The 15,674-nt window shown below is 58.7% G+C and carries 17 protein-coding genes; 5 read left to right on the top strand and 12 right to left on the bottom strand.

The window, feature by feature from the left end:
• Together SHM7688_RS19735 and SHM7688_RS10000 are read right to left on the bottom strand one after the other, a co-directional pair.
• Nucleotides 1-447 (bottom strand): hypothetical protein (locus tag SHM7688_RS19735; RefSeq protein WP_058239801.1); only part of this gene is annotated, 447 nt, incomplete at its 3' end.
• A gap of 43 nt (nucleotides 448-490) precedes the next feature.
• Nucleotides 491-1,216 (bottom strand): 16S rRNA (uracil(1498)-N(3))-methyltransferase, encoded by a 726-nt coding sequence (locus SHM7688_RS10000; protein ID WP_058239800.1) that lies wholly within the window; start codon nucleotides 1,214-1,216, stop codon nucleotides 491-493.
• A 12-nt stretch (nucleotides 1,217-1,228) separates the two neighbouring features.
• Here SHM7688_RS10000 and ubiA point away from each other — a divergent pair, with 12 nt between their 5' ends.
• From ubiA to SHM7688_RS09985, 3 genes are read left to right on the top strand one after another with little or no spacing between them, the layout of a single operon-like run.
• The gene (gene ubiA / locus SHM7688_RS09995; protein ID WP_058239799.1) at nucleotides 1,229-2,194 is read left to right on the top strand and encodes a 4-hydroxybenzoate octaprenyltransferase; all 966 of its coding nucleotides are present in this window, start codon (nucleotides 1,229-1,231) and stop codon (nucleotides 2,192-2,194) included.
• A gap of 60 nt (nucleotides 2,195-2,254) precedes the next feature.
• On the top strand, nucleotides 2,255-4,240 hold the full coding sequence (locus SHM7688_RS09990) for an OmpA family protein (RefSeq protein ID WP_083499013.1): 1,986 nt from the start codon (nucleotides 2,255-2,257) through the stop codon (nucleotides 4,238-4,240).
• On the top strand, nucleotides 4,237-4,563 hold the full coding sequence (locus SHM7688_RS09985) for a hypothetical protein (protein WP_058239798.1): 327 nt from the start codon (nucleotides 4,237-4,239) through the stop codon (nucleotides 4,561-4,563). Before SHM7688_RS09990 ends, SHM7688_RS09985 begins: the two co-directional genes overlap by 4 nt.
• A 207-nt stretch (nucleotides 4,564-4,770) precedes the next feature.
• On the opposite strand, the gene SHM7688_RS09980 is transcribed toward SHM7688_RS09985, so the two are convergent.
• The 10 genes from SHM7688_RS09980 to SHM7688_RS09930 all read right to left on the bottom strand — a co-directional run bounded on the left by SHM7688_RS09980 (nucleotide 4,771) and on the right by SHM7688_RS09930 (nucleotide 13,662).
• Entirely contained in the window at nucleotides 4,771-5,214 is a 444-nt protein-coding gene (locus tag SHM7688_RS09980) for a molybdenum cofactor biosynthesis protein MoaE (RefSeq protein ID WP_058239797.1), read from the bottom strand.
• Nucleotides 5,215-5,224: 10 nt separating this feature from the next.
• Nucleotides 5,225-5,470 carry a molybdopterin converting factor subunit 1 gene (moaD, locus tag SHM7688_RS09975; RefSeq protein WP_058239796.1) on the bottom strand — a complete coding sequence of 82 codons (246 nt, stop codon included), beginning with the start codon at nucleotides 5,468-5,470 and terminating at the stop codon, nucleotides 5,225-5,227.
• A 5-nt stretch (nucleotides 5,471-5,475) separates the two neighbouring features.
• On the bottom strand, nucleotides 5,476-6,135 hold the full coding sequence (pgsA, locus tag SHM7688_RS09970) for a CDP-diacylglycerol--glycerol-3-phosphate 3-phosphatidyltransferase (protein WP_058239795.1): 660 nt from the start codon (nucleotides 6,133-6,135) through the stop codon (nucleotides 5,476-5,478).
• Between the two features lie 93 nt (nucleotides 6,136-6,228).
• Nucleotides 6,229-8,103 carry an excinuclease ABC subunit UvrC gene (gene uvrC / locus SHM7688_RS09965; RefSeq protein WP_058239794.1) on the bottom strand — a complete coding sequence of 625 codons (1,875 nt, stop codon included), beginning with the start codon at nucleotides 8,101-8,103 and terminating at the stop codon, nucleotides 6,229-6,231.
• Nucleotides 8,104-8,446: 343 nt separating this feature from the next.
• A complete protein-coding gene (locus tag SHM7688_RS09960; protein WP_058239793.1) occupies nucleotides 8,447-9,226 on the bottom strand; it encodes an SDR family oxidoreductase in 780 nt (259 codons plus the stop codon).
• Between the two features lie 17 nt (nucleotides 9,227-9,243).
• A complete protein-coding gene (locus SHM7688_RS09955) occupies nucleotides 9,244-10,215 on the bottom strand; it encodes a calcium/sodium antiporter (RefSeq protein ID WP_058239792.1) in 972 nt (323 codons plus the stop codon).
• 178 nt (nucleotides 10,216-10,393) lie between these two features.
• Nucleotides 10,394-11,191, bottom strand: coding sequence for a S49 family peptidase (locus tag SHM7688_RS09945; RefSeq protein WP_058239790.1), 798 nt, complete (start codon nucleotides 11,189-11,191; stop codon nucleotides 10,394-10,396).
• Between the two features lie 100 nt (nucleotides 11,192-11,291).
• Nucleotides 11,292-12,053, bottom strand: a complete 762-nt coding sequence (locus SHM7688_RS09940; protein WP_058239789.1) for an ABC transporter permease — start codon at nucleotides 12,051-12,053, stop codon at nucleotides 11,292-11,294.
• Nucleotides 12,050-12,973 carry an ABC transporter ATP-binding protein gene (locus SHM7688_RS09935; RefSeq protein ID WP_144432544.1) on the bottom strand — a complete coding sequence of 308 codons (924 nt, stop codon included), beginning with the start codon at nucleotides 12,971-12,973 and terminating at the stop codon, nucleotides 12,050-12,052. The genes SHM7688_RS09940 and SHM7688_RS09935 overlap by 4 nt, the downstream gene beginning before the upstream one ends.
• A 161-nt stretch (nucleotides 12,974-13,134) precedes the next feature.
• On the bottom strand, nucleotides 13,135-13,662 hold the full coding sequence (locus SHM7688_RS09930) for an SRPBCC family protein (RefSeq protein WP_058239788.1): 528 nt from the start codon (nucleotides 13,660-13,662) through the stop codon (nucleotides 13,135-13,137).
• A gap of 262 nt (nucleotides 13,663-13,924) precedes the next feature.
• On the opposite strand from SHM7688_RS09930, the gene SHM7688_RS09925 reads away from it, so the two are divergent.
• Nucleotides 13,925-14,374, top strand: coding sequence for a hotdog family protein (locus SHM7688_RS09925; protein WP_058239787.1), 450 nt, complete (start codon nucleotides 13,925-13,927; stop codon nucleotides 14,372-14,374).
• Nucleotides 14,375-14,453: 79 nt separating this feature from the next.
• The gene (locus SHM7688_RS09920) at nucleotides 14,454-15,656 is read left to right on the top strand and encodes an acetyl-CoA C-acyltransferase (protein WP_058239786.1); all 1,203 of its coding nucleotides are present in this window, start codon (nucleotides 14,454-14,456) and stop codon (nucleotides 15,654-15,656) included.
• The last annotated feature ends 18 nt before the right edge of the window (nucleotides 15,657-15,674 follow it).

The raw sequence follows: 15,674 nt of genomic DNA, 5'->3' as shown, positions 1-15,674 counted from the left end.
CTGCTGCCCCGGTCGCAAGGCCGCCACGGCCCCAAGCCACTCCGATGCCCGCCCCAAAAGTGTGGCGCGCTCACGATCATCAGACGTCTCTTGCAAAACATCTGCGACGGATCGGCCCTGCACCGCCCCGGTGATCAGGATCGCAGGCGCCACCAGCGCGGCGCGCAACGGCATCACGCGGTGTGGCCCCTCTGCCAGATGCGTTTGAAGAAAGCGCAGCTCTGCGGCGGCCCGCTTCGCATCCCGCACCGGCTGCGCGCCTCGCATTTGTTTGAAAAAGACCGGCCCGCCCTCAAAAACACCACGCGCCACCAAGGCACGTGCATCTTGTTTGATCACCGCTCCCACAGAGGCCCGCCCCGGCCCCAACGCATCGTCAAGCTGCCCCTGCACCCGCGCGCCGGCTTCCGCCAGTTCCAAGGCCATGTGCAGGGATCGCGCGCTCATAGGGAGGCTTCTGCCCCCTTGGTCTGGCACAGATTTGCAGACGTCACTGCCAATCTCCAAGCGCCTGCTGCCAGAGCGTCATCGCCGCCACTGCCGCTGTATCAGCCCGCAAAATGCGCGGCCCAAGGCTCACCACATGGGCAAAGGGCAGCACCTTGAGCTTGGCCCGTTCCGCCTCACTAAACCCGCCTTCCGGCCCAATCAGAATGGCCCATGGCCCGCCTTCTGAGGCCGCAAGACGCTTTGCACTGCCCACCTCCGCCTCATCACAAAACATCAACTGCCGCCCGTCAGGCCAATCGGCCAAGAGCCGTTCCAGCTTGGTCAGCTCGGCCACCTCGGGCACATAGGTGCCACCGCATTGCTCTGCCGCTTCCACCGCATGGGCCTGCAAACGATCCTGCCGGATGCGCTCGCTATTGGTGAAATCCGTGGTCACCGGCACAATCCGCGCAGCCCCCATTTCGGCGGCTTTCTCCACGATGAAATCCGTGCGCGCCTTTTTGATTGGCGCAAAACACAGCCACAAATCCGGCGGCATCTGCAAAGGCTTGGTCTGCGCCTCACACAACAATTCCCCATTGCGCTTATTGGCCACCGTCACCACACAGCGCCACTCCCCGTCGCGCCCATTAAACAGCAGCACCGGATCATCCACCGCCATCCGCATCACCCCAAAAAGATAATGCGCCTGCTCTTTGGTCAGAGGAATGGTTTGCCCTTCCCCCAAGCCCTGCTCTACATACAATCTGACTTTTGCCTGTTTCATGGGAACCTACATATGGCCGACACGCGCGCAAAGGAAGAACCAAAGGGTCAGGTTTCTGACGCTGTTACAGGCAATTGGGTCGATCACCGCGCCCCCGCATGGTCCCGCCCCTATCTGCGCCTGTCCCGCGCAGATCGCCCCATTGGCACATGGCTCCTGCTGCTGCCGTGCTGGATGGGTCTGGCGCTGGCGATGCTCAGCGATGGGCAGGCCCGTCTGTCCGATCTCTGGATCGCGGTGGGCTGTGCCTTGGGAGCCTTCCTGATGCGCGGCGCAGGCTGTACGTGGAATGACTTCACCGATCGTAAAATCGACGCACAGGTGGCCCGTACCCGCTCCCGCCCCCTGCCCTCAGGCCAAGTCACCCCAAAGCGAGCCCTGCTGTGGATGGCGCTGCAAACCGCTGTCTCCGCCGCCATCCTGCTAAGCTTCAATTCTGCCGCAATCCTGCTGGGTCTGGCCTCCCTGATCCCCGTGGCGATCTACCCCTTTGCCAAACGCTTCACATGGTGGCCGCAGGTCTTTCTCGGCCTCGCCTTCAACTGGGGCGCGCTTTTGGCATGGACTGCCCACACCGGCAGTCTTACCGCCCCCGCCGTGATCCTCTACGGGGCAGGCATCGCCTGGACCTTGTTTTATGACACCATCTACGCCCATCAGGACACCGAAGATGACGCGCTGATCGGCGTAAAATCCACCGCGCGGCTGTTTGGCGACGCCTCTGCCCAATGGCTACAGGGCTTTCTGATGCTCACCATCATGCTCTTTGGTCTCGCCGTGCTGATGGTCACCATCACCCGCAGCCCCGCCTCCATGGCCGTCGCGCTCATGGGGCCGCTTGCCATGGGCTGGCATATGCAATGGCAACTGCGCCAGCTCGACACAAACGACACCGCCAGCCTGCTGCGCCTGTTCCGCGCCAATCGCGACACGGGCCTTATTCCTCTGCTGTTTTTCGCCGGTGCCTTTTTCCTGTGATTGCAAGGCGGGCTCTGAGGGCGTATCAACCTCGCACCACTGTCCGGGCCTCACTTCTGAATGCGACTTTCCTCACTCCTGATCCTCTTCTCCACCTTTGCAACAGCCGGGCTGTTGTCGCTGGTGGCCGCAAGCCTCTCTGCTGATCTGATCGAAGACACCTCCCGCTCCGCTGTGGAGCGTGACCTCTCCATGAAAGGCATGGACTGGGCCGAAGTGCATGCCGAAGGTCTGCAAATCTTCCTCGCCGGGGTCGCCCCTTCTGAGGCGGACCGCTTCCGCGCGGTCTCTGCCGCCGGGGGCATCGTTGATGCGGCCCGTGTGATCGACAATATGCAGGTCCCCGCCACTGCGGCGATCGCCCCTCCACGCTTTTCCGTGGAAATTCTGCGCAATGACGCGGGCATCTCCCTGATTGGCCTGATCCCGCAAAGCGCCGATCGCGCCCGCATGCTGCGCGATCTGGAAGCCATCGCAGGCGCCGCCAATGTGGCAGACCTTCTGGAAACCGCCGATTACACCGCACCGCAGGGCTGGGGCCGCGCCACGGCCTACGCTCTCGCGGCGCTTGAAGAGCTGCCCCGCTCCAAAATTTCGGTTCAAGCACAGCGCGTGCAGATCACCGCCATGGCCGACAGCGCCGAAGACCGTGCCATTCTGGAAAACGACCTGCTGCGCAATGCCCCTCCCGGTCTGGAAGTAGATCTGTCGATTTCTGCCCCGCGTCCGGTGATCACCCCTTTCACCCTGCGCTTTCTGATTGATGAGACCGGTGCGCGGTTTGATGCCTGTTCCGCAGACACCGACAAGGCCCGCGCCCGTATTCTCACCGCCGCCCGCGCGGCAGGGGCCGCACAGAATGCAAAATGCATTATCGGCCTTGGCGTACCCTCCACACGCTGGTCCGATGCGGTTGAGATGTCCATCGAAAGCCTGAGCGAGATCGGCGGCGGCAGCATCACCTTCTCAGATGCCGACATCACCCTGACCGCGCCAATGGGCACAGATCAACCCCTGTTTGACCGTATCGTCGGCGAACTGGAAGGACGTCTGCCAGAGGCCTTCGCCTTGCTGGCCATACTGCCCCCCACACCGGAAACAGAAGACGGGGCCACCGTGGTTCAGGAGTTTACCGCCACACTCAGCCCCGAAGGCCTGCTACAACTGCGCGGCCGCCTGCCCAATGACATCGCGCGTGACACCACAGACAGCTACGCCCGTGCCCGCTTTGGCACAGACGCGGTGCATATGGCCACCCGTCTGGATGAAACCCTGCCCGCCTCATGGCCCTTCCGTGTCATGGCCGGGCTCGACGCGCTCTCCTTCCTGCACAATGGCGTGCTGACTGTGACCCCGGACTCCGTGGCCGTCACCGGCCGCACCGGCAGCACAGAAGCCAATGCCCGCATCGCGCAGATCCTCGCCGACAAGCTCAGCCAGACCGATCACTTTGCGATCAACGTCACCTATGAAGAGGCGCTTGACCCACTTGCCGCCCTGCCCACCGCAGAAGAATGCATGGCCGCCATTCAGAGCCTGCAGGATGAGACCAAAATTGCCTTTGAACCCGGCAAAGGCACGCTGGACGCCAGCGCCGATGCCATCATTGCACAGCTGGCCGAACAGCTTGATCTCTGCCCGGATCTGCGTCTGGAAATTCAGGGACACACCGACAGTCAGGGCCGCGAAAGCATGAACCTCGCCCTGTCGCAAACCCGCGCGCAGGCCGTCCTGACCGCACTGCAGGATCGCCGCGTGTTGACAAAAGGCTTCCAAGCCACGGGCTATGGCGAAAGCCAGCCGATTGCTGACAACGGCACCGAAGCAGGCCGCGAAGCCAACCGCCGCATCGAATTTATTCGCCTGCTGCCAGAGGGCGAAACGCCCCCGCCAGCAGAAGCAGAAAATGCGACCCCGGCGGAAGCTGCGGCCCAAGATCAACAATCCGCCTCAGACGCGGACACCCCGGCAGCTGAGGCAGCACCCGCCACACCATCCACAGACAACGCCGCGCAGGAAGACGGCGAGGAGGCCCAAGACCAATGACACGCATCGAGTTCATTCTGACCACAGCCGTGATCCTATTCGTGGCCTTCTGCATGGGCTGGTTTGCCAATTGGCTGGTGCATCGCTTCACCCGCGTGGCACAATCCGATGTGGATCAGCTGGAGCGCATGAGCCAGGAACTGCACGAAGCCGAAGAGACCCGCGATCAGGCGATCACCTATCTGCAACAACGCGAAGCCGAGCTGACCAACCAGTTGACACAGACCGAAGCAGAGCTGCGCGCCGCCATGGACGGGTTGCGCGACGCCCGCCAAGAAACCGAAGAGCTGCGCGCCCATGTGGAGCGTCTTGGCGATATCTGACCCCAAACGGCCACCGGTCTCGGCACGCTTGGTAAAAGCCCGACATAATCGTTGCGCGCGCCCCTGTTGCGCGGGCGCTGCGCGAACACTCTTACTCGACAAAGATCTCTCAAAATCCACCGACGCATTACCGTTGGGATACAGGCGCAATACCGACGTTGTTTCAGGCTGCTTTAAAAGCTTAACGCGCCAGCATCATCGCCTTCTTTACCACCGGCTCAGCGCGTCCTCATCCTCATCTTTGGCGGCCACCCATTCCGCGCCATCAGCGCCATATTCCTTCTTCCAGAAGGGCGCGCGGGATTTCAGGTAATCCATCAGGAACTCAGCCGCTTCAAAGGCGTTGACCCTATGGCGCGCGGCGGTTGCGACCATCATGATCATCTCACCCGGGCGCAGCTCTCCATGGCGGTGAATGACCAGAACATCGCCCAGATCCCAACGGCTTACGGCGTCTTTGGCGATGGTTTCCAAGGCTTTCTGCGTCATGCCCGGATAGTGCTCGATCACCATCCGCTCCATGCCGCCCTTGTCACTGTCCCGCACCACACCGGTGAAGGTGACAATCGCGCCCATATTGCTGTGACCGCTGGCAAAGGCTTGCGCCTCGCGACCAAAATCAAAGGCCTCTTCCTGCACAAGAACACGCATGGCGCTCTCCTTAACCGCCTGTCATTGGTGGGAAAAATGCCACTTCCCGCACACCGTCCAGCGCGGCGTCAAAATCCGTCAGCTCCTGATCCACCGCCACACGCAGCGCACTCAAATCGCTGAAAGCCACCGCATAGCGTTCTTCCCGCAGCTTCAGCTCTTCCACCAGGTCCTTCACGGTCTTGGCCTCAGTCGTCAGCGTTTCCTTAGGAATGCCAATGCGTTCGCGCACCCAGGCAAAGTAGAGAACATCCATCGCAATCAATCCTTCAGATGCGGCTTGGCCTTGTTGAAGTAATCCACCCCCGTGATAGCCGTCAGCGCCGCCGCCAGCCAGAGCAACCAAAGTCCTATCCAGCCGGACCAGACCATACCGGTATGTTTCCACCGCAGGCCCTGAAGGTCCTCAACCTGCCCCAGCATCACCTGATCAACCAACGCCTGATCCATCCCCCAGGCCGACATACCAAGGTAGTGTTCGAACACGCCCTGTCCAAAAAGGAAAGCAATCGCAACCATTTGTGTCGCCGTTTTCCATTTTGCGAGCTTGGTCACTTTCAGTGTACCAGCCACTTCGCCAAGAAATTCGCGCAGGCCAGAAACAAAGACTTCCCGAAACAGGATCACCGTCGCCGGCAGCACCAGCCAGGGCGACATAGAGGAATAGCCCACGATCACCATCAGCGCGATCACCACCATGGCTTTGTCCGCGATCGGATCGATCATCGCCCCCAAACGGGTTTCCTGCCCCCAGGCCCGCGCCAGATAGCCGTCAAACCAATCGGTGATTGAGGCCACCATAAACAGCATCAAGGCAAACCAATCCGCGTAGGGACGTTCGAAATAGAGGAACATCACCGCAATCATGGGCGCGGCAATCAGGCGAAGCACAGAGAGAATATTGGGAATGGTCCAGGTCATGAGACGTTCCTAAGCGGTTTTGCGCCCAACAGGAAGCCCAGAGCGCCGCTTTCTATTGGCACAGCCTTCTCCGGCAACACCCTGAAGGCCAGGCTAGCCCCCATCATGGAAAAAATCGTAGATCACTTCTGCCAATTTGTCAGAAACTCCATCCACAGCCTTCAGATCCGCCAGATTGGCCCGGCTCACCGCCTTGGCGCTGCCAAAATGCGCCAGAAGTGCGCGCTTACGTGTCGCACCAACCCCGGGCACATCGTCAAGCGGCGTCGCGCCTATGGCCTTGGCACGTTTGGCCCGATGCGTGCCAATGGCAAATCTATGGGCTTCATCCCGCAAACGCTGGATAAAATAGAGCACGGGATCATTGCGCCGCAAGGCCATAACCGCCTGTCCCACACGGTGAAATTCCTCTTTGCCGTGATCGCGGTCCACCCCTTTGGCCACGCCCACCATGGGCACATCCTCCACGCCAAAGTCTTCCATAATCTCACGCACGGCGCTCACCTGCCCCGCGCCACCGTCAATCAACAGAAGGTCCGGCCACAGCCCCTTGTCGCGATCCGGATCTTCTTTCAGCAAACGTTTGAACCGCCGGGTCAGCACCTCTTTCATCATGCCAAAGTCATCTCCGGGGGTCAGATCATCCCCTTTGATGTTGAACTTGCGATAGCTGTTTTTCATGAAGCCTTCCGGCCCGGCCACAATCATGCCGCCCACCGCATTGGTGCCCTGAATGTGGCTGTTGTCATAGACTTCGATCCGCTGCGGCGGCCCTTCCAGATCAAAGGCCTCAGCAACCCCGCGCAAAAGCTTCGCCTGCGTGGCGGTCTCACTCATCTTTCGGGCGAGACTTTCCCGCGCATTCCGTGCCGCGCCCGCCACAAGCTCCGCCTTCTCCCCGCGCTGGGGCACGCTGACCTCAACCTTGCGCCCCGCCTTAGACCCCAGCGCCTCCGCCATAAGCTCTGCGTTTTCAATCGGGTGGGACAGGATCACCTGACGCGGCGGTTCTTTGCCATCATAAAACTGCCCTACAAAGGCCTCCAACACCTCGGCCGCCTCCACATCCACGCCCACACGGGGGTAGTAATCCTGATTGCCCCAATTCTGATGGGCCCGGATGAAAAACACCTGCACACAGGCCTGCCCCTGCTCCAGATGCAAGGCCACCACATCAGCCTCGGCCACACCGCGCGGATTGATGCCCTGTGAGGTCTGCACAGAGGTCAGAGCCCGAATGCGATCGCGCAGCGCAGCGGCCTTCTCAAACTCCATCGCCTCAGAGGCCGCCATCATTTGCTCGGCCAGCGTTTCCTGCACCTGCGTGGAACGCCCGGACAGAAAGCGCTCCGCGTCTTTCACACTCTCCGCGTAATCCGCCTCAGAGATCTTGCCAACACAGGGGCCAGAACAACGTTTGATCTGATAGAGCAGACAGGGGCGCGTGCGGCTTTCAAACTGCGCATCCGAACAATTGCGCAACAGAAAAACCTTCTGAAGCTGACTGAGCGTGCGCGTCACCGCGCCCGCATTGGCAAAGGGGCCATAATAGTGGCCCTTTTCTTTCTTGGCACCACGATGCTTCTTGATCTGCGGAAACCCATGGCTGCGGGACACCAGAATATTCGGAAAGCTTTTGTCATCGCGCAACAGCACGTTGTACTTCGGCTTGAGCTGCTTAATCAGGTTTTGCTCCAGCAGCAGCGCCTCGGTTTCCGTTTTCGTGGTCAAAAACATCATCGACGCGGTTTCCGAGATCATCCGGGCAATCCGTCCCGAATGCCCGCTGGGTCGCGCATAATTGGACACGCGCGCTCGCAGATTGCGCGCTTTTCCAACGTAAAGCACCCGCGCCTGCGCATCCAACATCCGATAGACTCCGGGCGAGCCATCAAGCGTTTTTAAATACGCTTGGATACACGCATGCCCGGTCGGGCCAGTGGGGTCGGTGTCGTTCTCAGATGCCATGACTTACCAGATATGATTCTTTCGCCCCGGCTGCAATCTTGAGCCCTGTTGCGCAAGCCAAAACAAATCCACCGAAACTGTGGATAAGTCTGGAGACAACTTTTTCAGACAGCGGAATTTCCGTTATTTTTCACTCAAAACCTCAATCTGACTAAAAAATAGGCATTTTTCCAAGCGTCTGAAATTAAAGGATATTTTTTTATGCCGCTTTCAAATTATTGAAAACATTAAGAAAAAATAAAGATTTCGTGACAGAACTGTGAACGGTGCAAAACTTGCGGCGCACATGCATTTTTTACTCCGTATCTCATAGGTCAAACGCTCTGCCGCAAGCCCGGCCAAATCACTCTGCGCCGAAGGTGTCCGGCGTCTGCCAGGCAAGGCTCTGCCCCCCGTCGACACAGATCAATTGTCCGGTCACCGCCTTCGCATCCAGCAGGTATCCCAGTGCCGCTGTGATGTCGTCTAGATTGGCCCCCCGCCCCAAAATCGTACTCGCGCGCTGCTCCGCAAAATCCTGCGGCGTCTGGCGGGCCCCCTGCAGGGTCGGCCCCGGCCCGATGGCATTCACCCGCAGATGGGGCGCCAGCGACTGCGCGCCGGTCTGTGTCAACGCCCAGAGCCCCATTTTGGCCAGCGTATAAGATGAGAACTCCGGCGTAAGCTTGCGCACACGCTGATCCAGCATATTGACCACCAGCCCGCTGGCCACCGGCTCTCCTGAGGCATCCGCCCGCGCTGAGAGCCCCTGCGAAGCCATTGCTTGCATCAGCACAAAAGGCGCCCGCAGATTGCTTTCGATATGACGGTCCCAACTGTTTCGGGTGGCGGTTTGCAGAGCGTCCGGCTCAAAAATTGATGCGTTGTTCACGAGACAGGTGATCGGCCCACCCAAGGCCTCTGCACTGCGCGGCAAAAGCGCTTGTGCGTCTGTTTCCTGCAAAAGATCCGCCTGCAACGGCACAGCCACCCGTCCAGCGGCTCTGATCGCGTCACATGTGGCCGCGGCCCCCGCATCGGAACTGGCGTAATGCACGGCAACATCAAAGCCGCGCTGCGCCAAGTAAATTGCCATTGCCTGTCCAAGCCGCTGTCCGGCGCCAGTTACCAATGCCCGCGCCATATCAGTCTCCAGTTGGATTAGGTCAGGGTGATCAAGATGTAAGTTACATACAATACGGTCAAAACCGCGCCCCAGATGCGTGTAATGTCGCGACGGAAGAAAACAAATGGCATCAGCATCAAAGACGCGGCCAGCATCACCCAGAAATCGAACTCGAAAAAGTCCGGATCCACACGGATCGGGTGGATGATCGCCGTAACACCAATGATCGCCAGAAGGTTAAACATGTTGGAGCCAATCACATTGCCCAGCGCCACATCCGCCTGACGGCGCAGCGCCGCCATCACCGTTGTGGCGAGTTCCGGCAAAGACGTGCCCAGCGCAATCAGTGTCAGGCCGATCACCGTGTCACTTACCCCATAGCGGCGGGCGATGATCTCGGCATTGTCCACCATCAGATCCGCGCCCAGCGGCAGCCCCACAAGGCCAAGCAGCAGGAACACAATGATGCGCCACCACGGCATATCGGGATCTGCGCCTTCAACCTCTTCCTCTTCCATGGCGGTCTCTGCCATCGCCGCATCAGCGGCGGCTTCCGCTTTCTTGTGACAGCGTGCCTGATAGACCGCACTGCCCAAAACGAAGGTCAGCGCGGTCAAAAGCACCAAGCCATTGCCAAGCCGGAAGAAGCCGTCAGCCGCCAACGCGATGAACAACACAGAGGCGGCCAGCATCAACATATAGTTGCGCTTGGAGTTGCAGTGACTGGTATGAATCGGCGCCAGCAACGCAGGCACCCCCAGCACCAAAAGGATATTGGCGATATTGGACCCAACAACATTACCAATGGCAATGCCCGGCGCATTCTTCAAAGCCGCCTGAATCGAGATCAGAAGCTCAGGCGCCGAGGTGCCAAAGGCCACGATGGTCAATGAGACAATCAGCGCCGGAATACCAATGCGCAGCGACAGGTTCACCGCCCCGCGCACCAGAGCGTCGCCCGCCAACAAAAGGATCACGAGCCCAAGTGATACCAGCAACCATTCCATGCGCTACCCCGTAGTCTTTTGGCAGGGACATGGCCCCTTACCTATTTGAAAGCGCCCGCATTTCGGACATTTTTTGGATTGCAATCGTTTCTGCCCTGGCAGGCGCAGCTTCAGCTTGCCGAACATGGCCAACACAGCCATCCCAACGAGGAAAAGAGAAACGATTTTTACCAGCATCTCACAAGCCAAACCGCGCATAGAGCGCACGTTCTTCAACACCAGCCAATGCGTCCTGCGCAAAGCTGGCACCAAACCGCTGCCACATGGAGCGTTTCACGCCATAGCGACGGAATTTGACCTTCTCGCCAAACCGGTCTTTCAGCACAGGCACAAGGTGACCGATCTCGTCGATCAGCCCCACCTCTTTGGCCTTGGCCCCAATCCAGATTTCTCCGCTGAACAGCTCAGGATCCTCTTGGAGCTTCCCGGCACGGCGGCTCTTCACATGTGTGATGAAAGTGTCGTGGATCTGGGTCAGCATCCGTTTAAGCCGGGCCACATCCTCCGGGTTCTCCGGTTTAAAAGGGTCCAGCATGGATTTGCTCTCCCCCGCCGTATAAACCCGCCGCTCCACCCCCTGCCGCGACAGGAGCACATTTGCGCCAAACCCTGCGGAAATCACACCAATAGAGCCCACAACAGAGCTCTCATCGGCGTAGATCTCATCCGCTGCTGTGGCCAGCCAATAGCCCCCAGAGGCGGCGACGTCTTCCACAAATGCAAGCACCGGAATGCCCTTCTCCGCGGCAAGACGCCGAATGCGGCTGCCAATCAGAGAGCTTTGCACCGGGCTGCCGCCAGGGGAATTGATCTGCAACGCCACCGCCGCAGGCTTGCCCTTGGCAAAAGCACGCTCAAGCACCGGCGCAAGGCTGGCATCATTGAGCTGGCCGCGATTGCCCGCAGCAATCATGCCCTGAAGGCGCACAACAGCGACCACGGGCGGTTTTTTGGCAAATGGGTTTAAGCGTTTCATGAGACCGGATGTAGAACGCGCTAGGGCCTTTCACAAGGCAAGCCCCCCATGAAAGCGGTTTTTGAGACCAAAAAATCACGCGCACCCTACACAGCCCCCATCAGCTGCGGATGCGCCAGCCGGTTTTAAAGATCCACCAGATCGCCCCAAGGCACAGCGCCGTAAAACCGCCAATCGCCAAGAGACTCAGGCCAATGGGCACATCTGCGGTGCCAAAGAACGACCAGCGGAATCCCGAAATCAGATAAACAACAGGGTTGAACAGCGTGATCTTCTGCCAGATTGGCGGCAACATGGAGATCGAATAAAAAGATCCGCCCAAAAACACCAAAGGTGTCACCACCAGCAACGGGATCAGTTGCAACTGTTCAAAGTTGCCTGCCCAGATGCCAATGATGAAGCCAAACAATGAAAAGCTCAGACAGGTCAGCACCAGAAACAGCACCATCGCACCGGGATGCGCGATCGGAACATCCACAAACAGCGACGCTGTTACGAGGATCACCACTCCAATGAACAGCGCTTTGGTGGCCGCCGCGCCCACATAGCCCAGCACAATCTCCAGAAAGCTGATGGGCGCACTCAAAAGTTCATAGATCGTACCAATGAACTTGGGAAAGTAGATCCCGAACGAGGCATTGGAGAGTGCCTGTGTCATCACCGAAAGCATGATCAGACCGGGCACAATGAACGCGCCGTAGCTCACGCCCTCCACCTGATCAATCCGACTGCCAATCGCGGCGCCAAACACCACAAAATAGAGCGAAGTCGAAATCACCGGAGAGATGAAACTCTGCGCAATTGTGCGGAAAAATCGTACCATTTCAGAAGCGTAAATCGCCCAAACCGCTGTCCAGTTCATGCCGTACCCTCCGAAACAAGGCCCACGAAAATCTCTTCAAGGCTGGATTGTTTGGTTTGCAGATCCTTCATGGTCAGCCCCACTTCGGCAACATCACGCAGCAGGCGAGTGATGCCCGTGCCTTCTCCCCGCGTGTCATAGGTATAGCGCAGTCCCTGCCCGCCCTGCACAAGCTCAAGATCATAGGCCGCAAGCCCTTCGGGCACTTCCGTGAGGGTCTCCTGCAACTCAACAATCAGCGTTTTTTGCCCCAGCCGCGCCATCAGCGCCGCCTTTTCCTCCACCAGAAGCAAAGCCCCGCCATTGATCACCCCCACACGATCGGCAATTGCCTCGGCTTCTTCGATGTAATGCGTGGTCAGAATGATGGTCACGCCCTGCGCCTTGAGCTGGGCGACCACATCCCACATGTCCTTGCGCAGTTCCACATCCACACCGGCGGTGGGTTCATCCAGAAACAGCACCTTGGGCTCATGGCTCAGGGCCTTTGCAATCAGCACCCGCCGCTTCATGCCACCTGACAGCTCCATCACGCGCGCATTGCGCTTGTCCCACAGAGACAGCTGCTTGAGGATCTCTTCAATCTTTGCCGGATTGCGCGGCTTGCCAAACAGCCCCCGCGAATAGGTGACCACGTCAATCACTTTGTTGAACGGCTCCAGATTGATCTCCTGCGGCACCAGCCCAATCATCGCGCGCGCCGCACGATAATCACCCACCACATCATGCCCCCCCACATGCACCGTACCCGCGCTCGGGTTGGTGATGCCGCATATGGTGGAAATCAACGTGGTCTTCCCCGCGCCATTGGGCCCCAGAAGCGCGAGTATCTCGCCTTCTTCAATGCCCAGATTCACACCCTTGAGCGCCTCAAACCCACCTTTGTAGGTTTTGCGCAAATTCTGAATATCAACGATCACCGCCGGCTCCCTCTTGCCGCCCACAATTGGAGCCGCGCAGCTTATCACCTGACAAGCCCGCGCCAATTGCACAAATTTTCAGAGGGACATGTGCATAAAAACACGATCTGACAAGATGCCGTGAGATTTATGACAACACCCTATTGAAGGCTCGGCTCTGTTCAGCCGCCCGTCAAACGCTTCAGCAGGCCCTTTTTGCCGCCGCCATCCTCAGTCTCGCCCACCGCCTCTGTCGCCGTGTCCTCTGCAGGACCTTCGACCGCGGATTGGAAATTGCTGAAAAACTGATCCGCCATTTTCTTGGCGAACCCGTCAATCAAGCGGCTGCCCAATTGCGCGAGCTTGCCGCCCACTTTGGCTTCAACATCATAGCTCAGCAACGTGCCTCCGGCGCTTTCTGCAAACGTGACATTGGCACCGCCCTTGGCAAAGCCTGCGGCCCCACCTTTGCCCTCTCCGGTCAAAGTCAGGCTCTGACCCACCACCAAATTGGACAGCACCACCTGCCCTTTGAAGGTCGCCTTCACAGGTCCCACCTTCTGAACCACGGTGGCTTCAAATCCATCTTCTGCATTACCCGTCACCTCTTTTGCACCGGGCACACACTCAAGAAGAGTCTCAGCACTCAGCAAAGCAGCCCAGACCTCTGACACAGGGGCGGCAATTTCTCTTTGATCACTCATCTGCATATCTGGGTCCTCCGGCTGATGCTGCGCCAACCTATGAGGCGCAGAGCGCGCCCGCAAGCGCACCAAGGTCGTAAATGCCCTGCATCTTACATCCAGTGAAACGTCGGTAAAACGTGGCTATTTTATAATATTCCGCATTGCGGAATATCATTCCACATATTGACAGACAGCTCCGAATCCCGTCAGTTAGATGATAAGTGAAATAATTTTTCGCACTGCGGAATATACATATTTACACAGATGAGGTTGGGAGGCCGCGACAATGATTTCTCGAATTTTGAAGCTGGAAGATGGTGTGGGCTGTGAGTTTGGCCTCTCAAAGTGGGTGCAAATTGAGCCGTCCATGATCACCGCTTTTGCGCAGGCAACAGGTGAGCAGCCAGAAAGCTCAGCACCCGATGTGGCGCCCAGCTTCCTCACACTTTCTTTGCTGTCCCAAATGATCGCTGATGCCGTGCCGCGCACAGAGGCCGAAAGCACTGGCATCAATTATGGCTTTGACCGTGTACGCTTTGTCACCCCAGTCATAGCCGGCGCGGAAATTCGCGGGCGCTTCACCCTTGCCAAATACGCAGAGCCACAGCCCGGCGTGATCGAAACACAATGGAATGTGACGGTCGAAATCAAAGACGAAGAAAAACCCGCGCTGGTCGCACAATGGAAGAACCTGCGCTTTGAAAAGGACACTGCCACACTGGCACAGGCCAGTTGATCAAGGCGGCCACGCCCCCCTTAAACTGGAACGTGGTCTGACCAAGGCACACACCCTGCTCATCACATGAGGCCCATTCATGCGCGACGCTCTCATTGTTTCCACCGCCCGCACGCCCATTGGCAAAGCCTATCGCGGCGCATTTAACAACACACAGGCGCAGGAACTGATTGGCCACGCTGTGTCTCATGCCGTGTCCCGCGCCGGACTTGAGGGGGCCGAAATACAGGATTGCGTGATCGGTGCAGGACTGCAACAGGGGTCAAGCAGCGGCAACATCGGGCGTCAGGCCGTAATCCGCGCCGGCCTTCCCGTTTCGGTCGCTGGCATGTCCCTGGATCGCAAATGTGCCTCTGGCATGATGGCGATTGCGACGGCCGCCAAACAGGTGATCCACGACGGTATGGATGTTGCGGTTGGCGGTGGCGTTGAATCCATCTCGCTGGTGCAAAACGACAAAATGCGCCTCGACCGTGCCCGCGACCCCTGGATCAATGCCCAAAAACCCGCCCTCTACATGTCCATGCTCGAAACTGCCGAGATCGTGGCGGCCCGATACGGCGTGAGCCGCGAGGATCAGGATGCCTACGCGCTTCAGTCTCAGCAGCGCACCGCAGCCGCGCAGGCAGCTGGCAAATTTGACGATGAGATCGTGCCCATGCCCTCCTCCATGGGGGTGATGGACAAAGAGACCAAAGAGATCTCTTTTCGAGATGTGACGCTGGACAAAGACGAGGGCAACCGCCCCTCAACCACGCTTGAAAACCTGCAAAGCCTCTCTCCCGTGTTCAAAGATGGGCAGACCATCAAAGAAGGTAAGTTCATCACCGCAGGCAATGCCTCACAACTGTCAGACGGGGCCTCTGCCTCGGTGATCATGGAAGCCAAAACAGCCGAAAAGCGGGGGCTGACGCCGCTGGGCCGGTATGTGGGCGTGATGGCTGCAGGTCTGGAGCCGGACGAAATGGGCATTGGCCCCATTCACGCAGTTCCCAAACTGCTGGCCGCTCATGGGTTGAAGATGGACGACATCGGCCTTTGGGAGCTCAATGAAGCCTTCGCCTGCCAGGTTCTGCACTCCGCCCGCGTACTTGGCATCCCCAACGACATCCTTAACGTCAATGGTGGGGCCATCTCCATCGGTCACCCCTATGGCATGTCTGGCGCCCGGATGGTGGGGCATGCGCTGATCGAAGGCAAACGTCGGGGTGTCAAATATGTTGTCTGCACCATGTGCGTAGGCGGCGGCATGGGGGCTGCGGGTCTGTTTGAGGTTCTGTAACTCAACGTTCTCACAGGC

The sequence above is a fragment of the Shimia marina genome, from assembly GCF_001458175.1.
GTDB classification, from domain to species: domain Bacteria; phylum Pseudomonadota; class Alphaproteobacteria; order Rhodobacterales; family Rhodobacteraceae; genus Shimia; species Shimia marina.
Note: the sequence above shows the minus strand (reverse complement) of the source record. Positions and strands in the feature narration are given on the sequence as shown.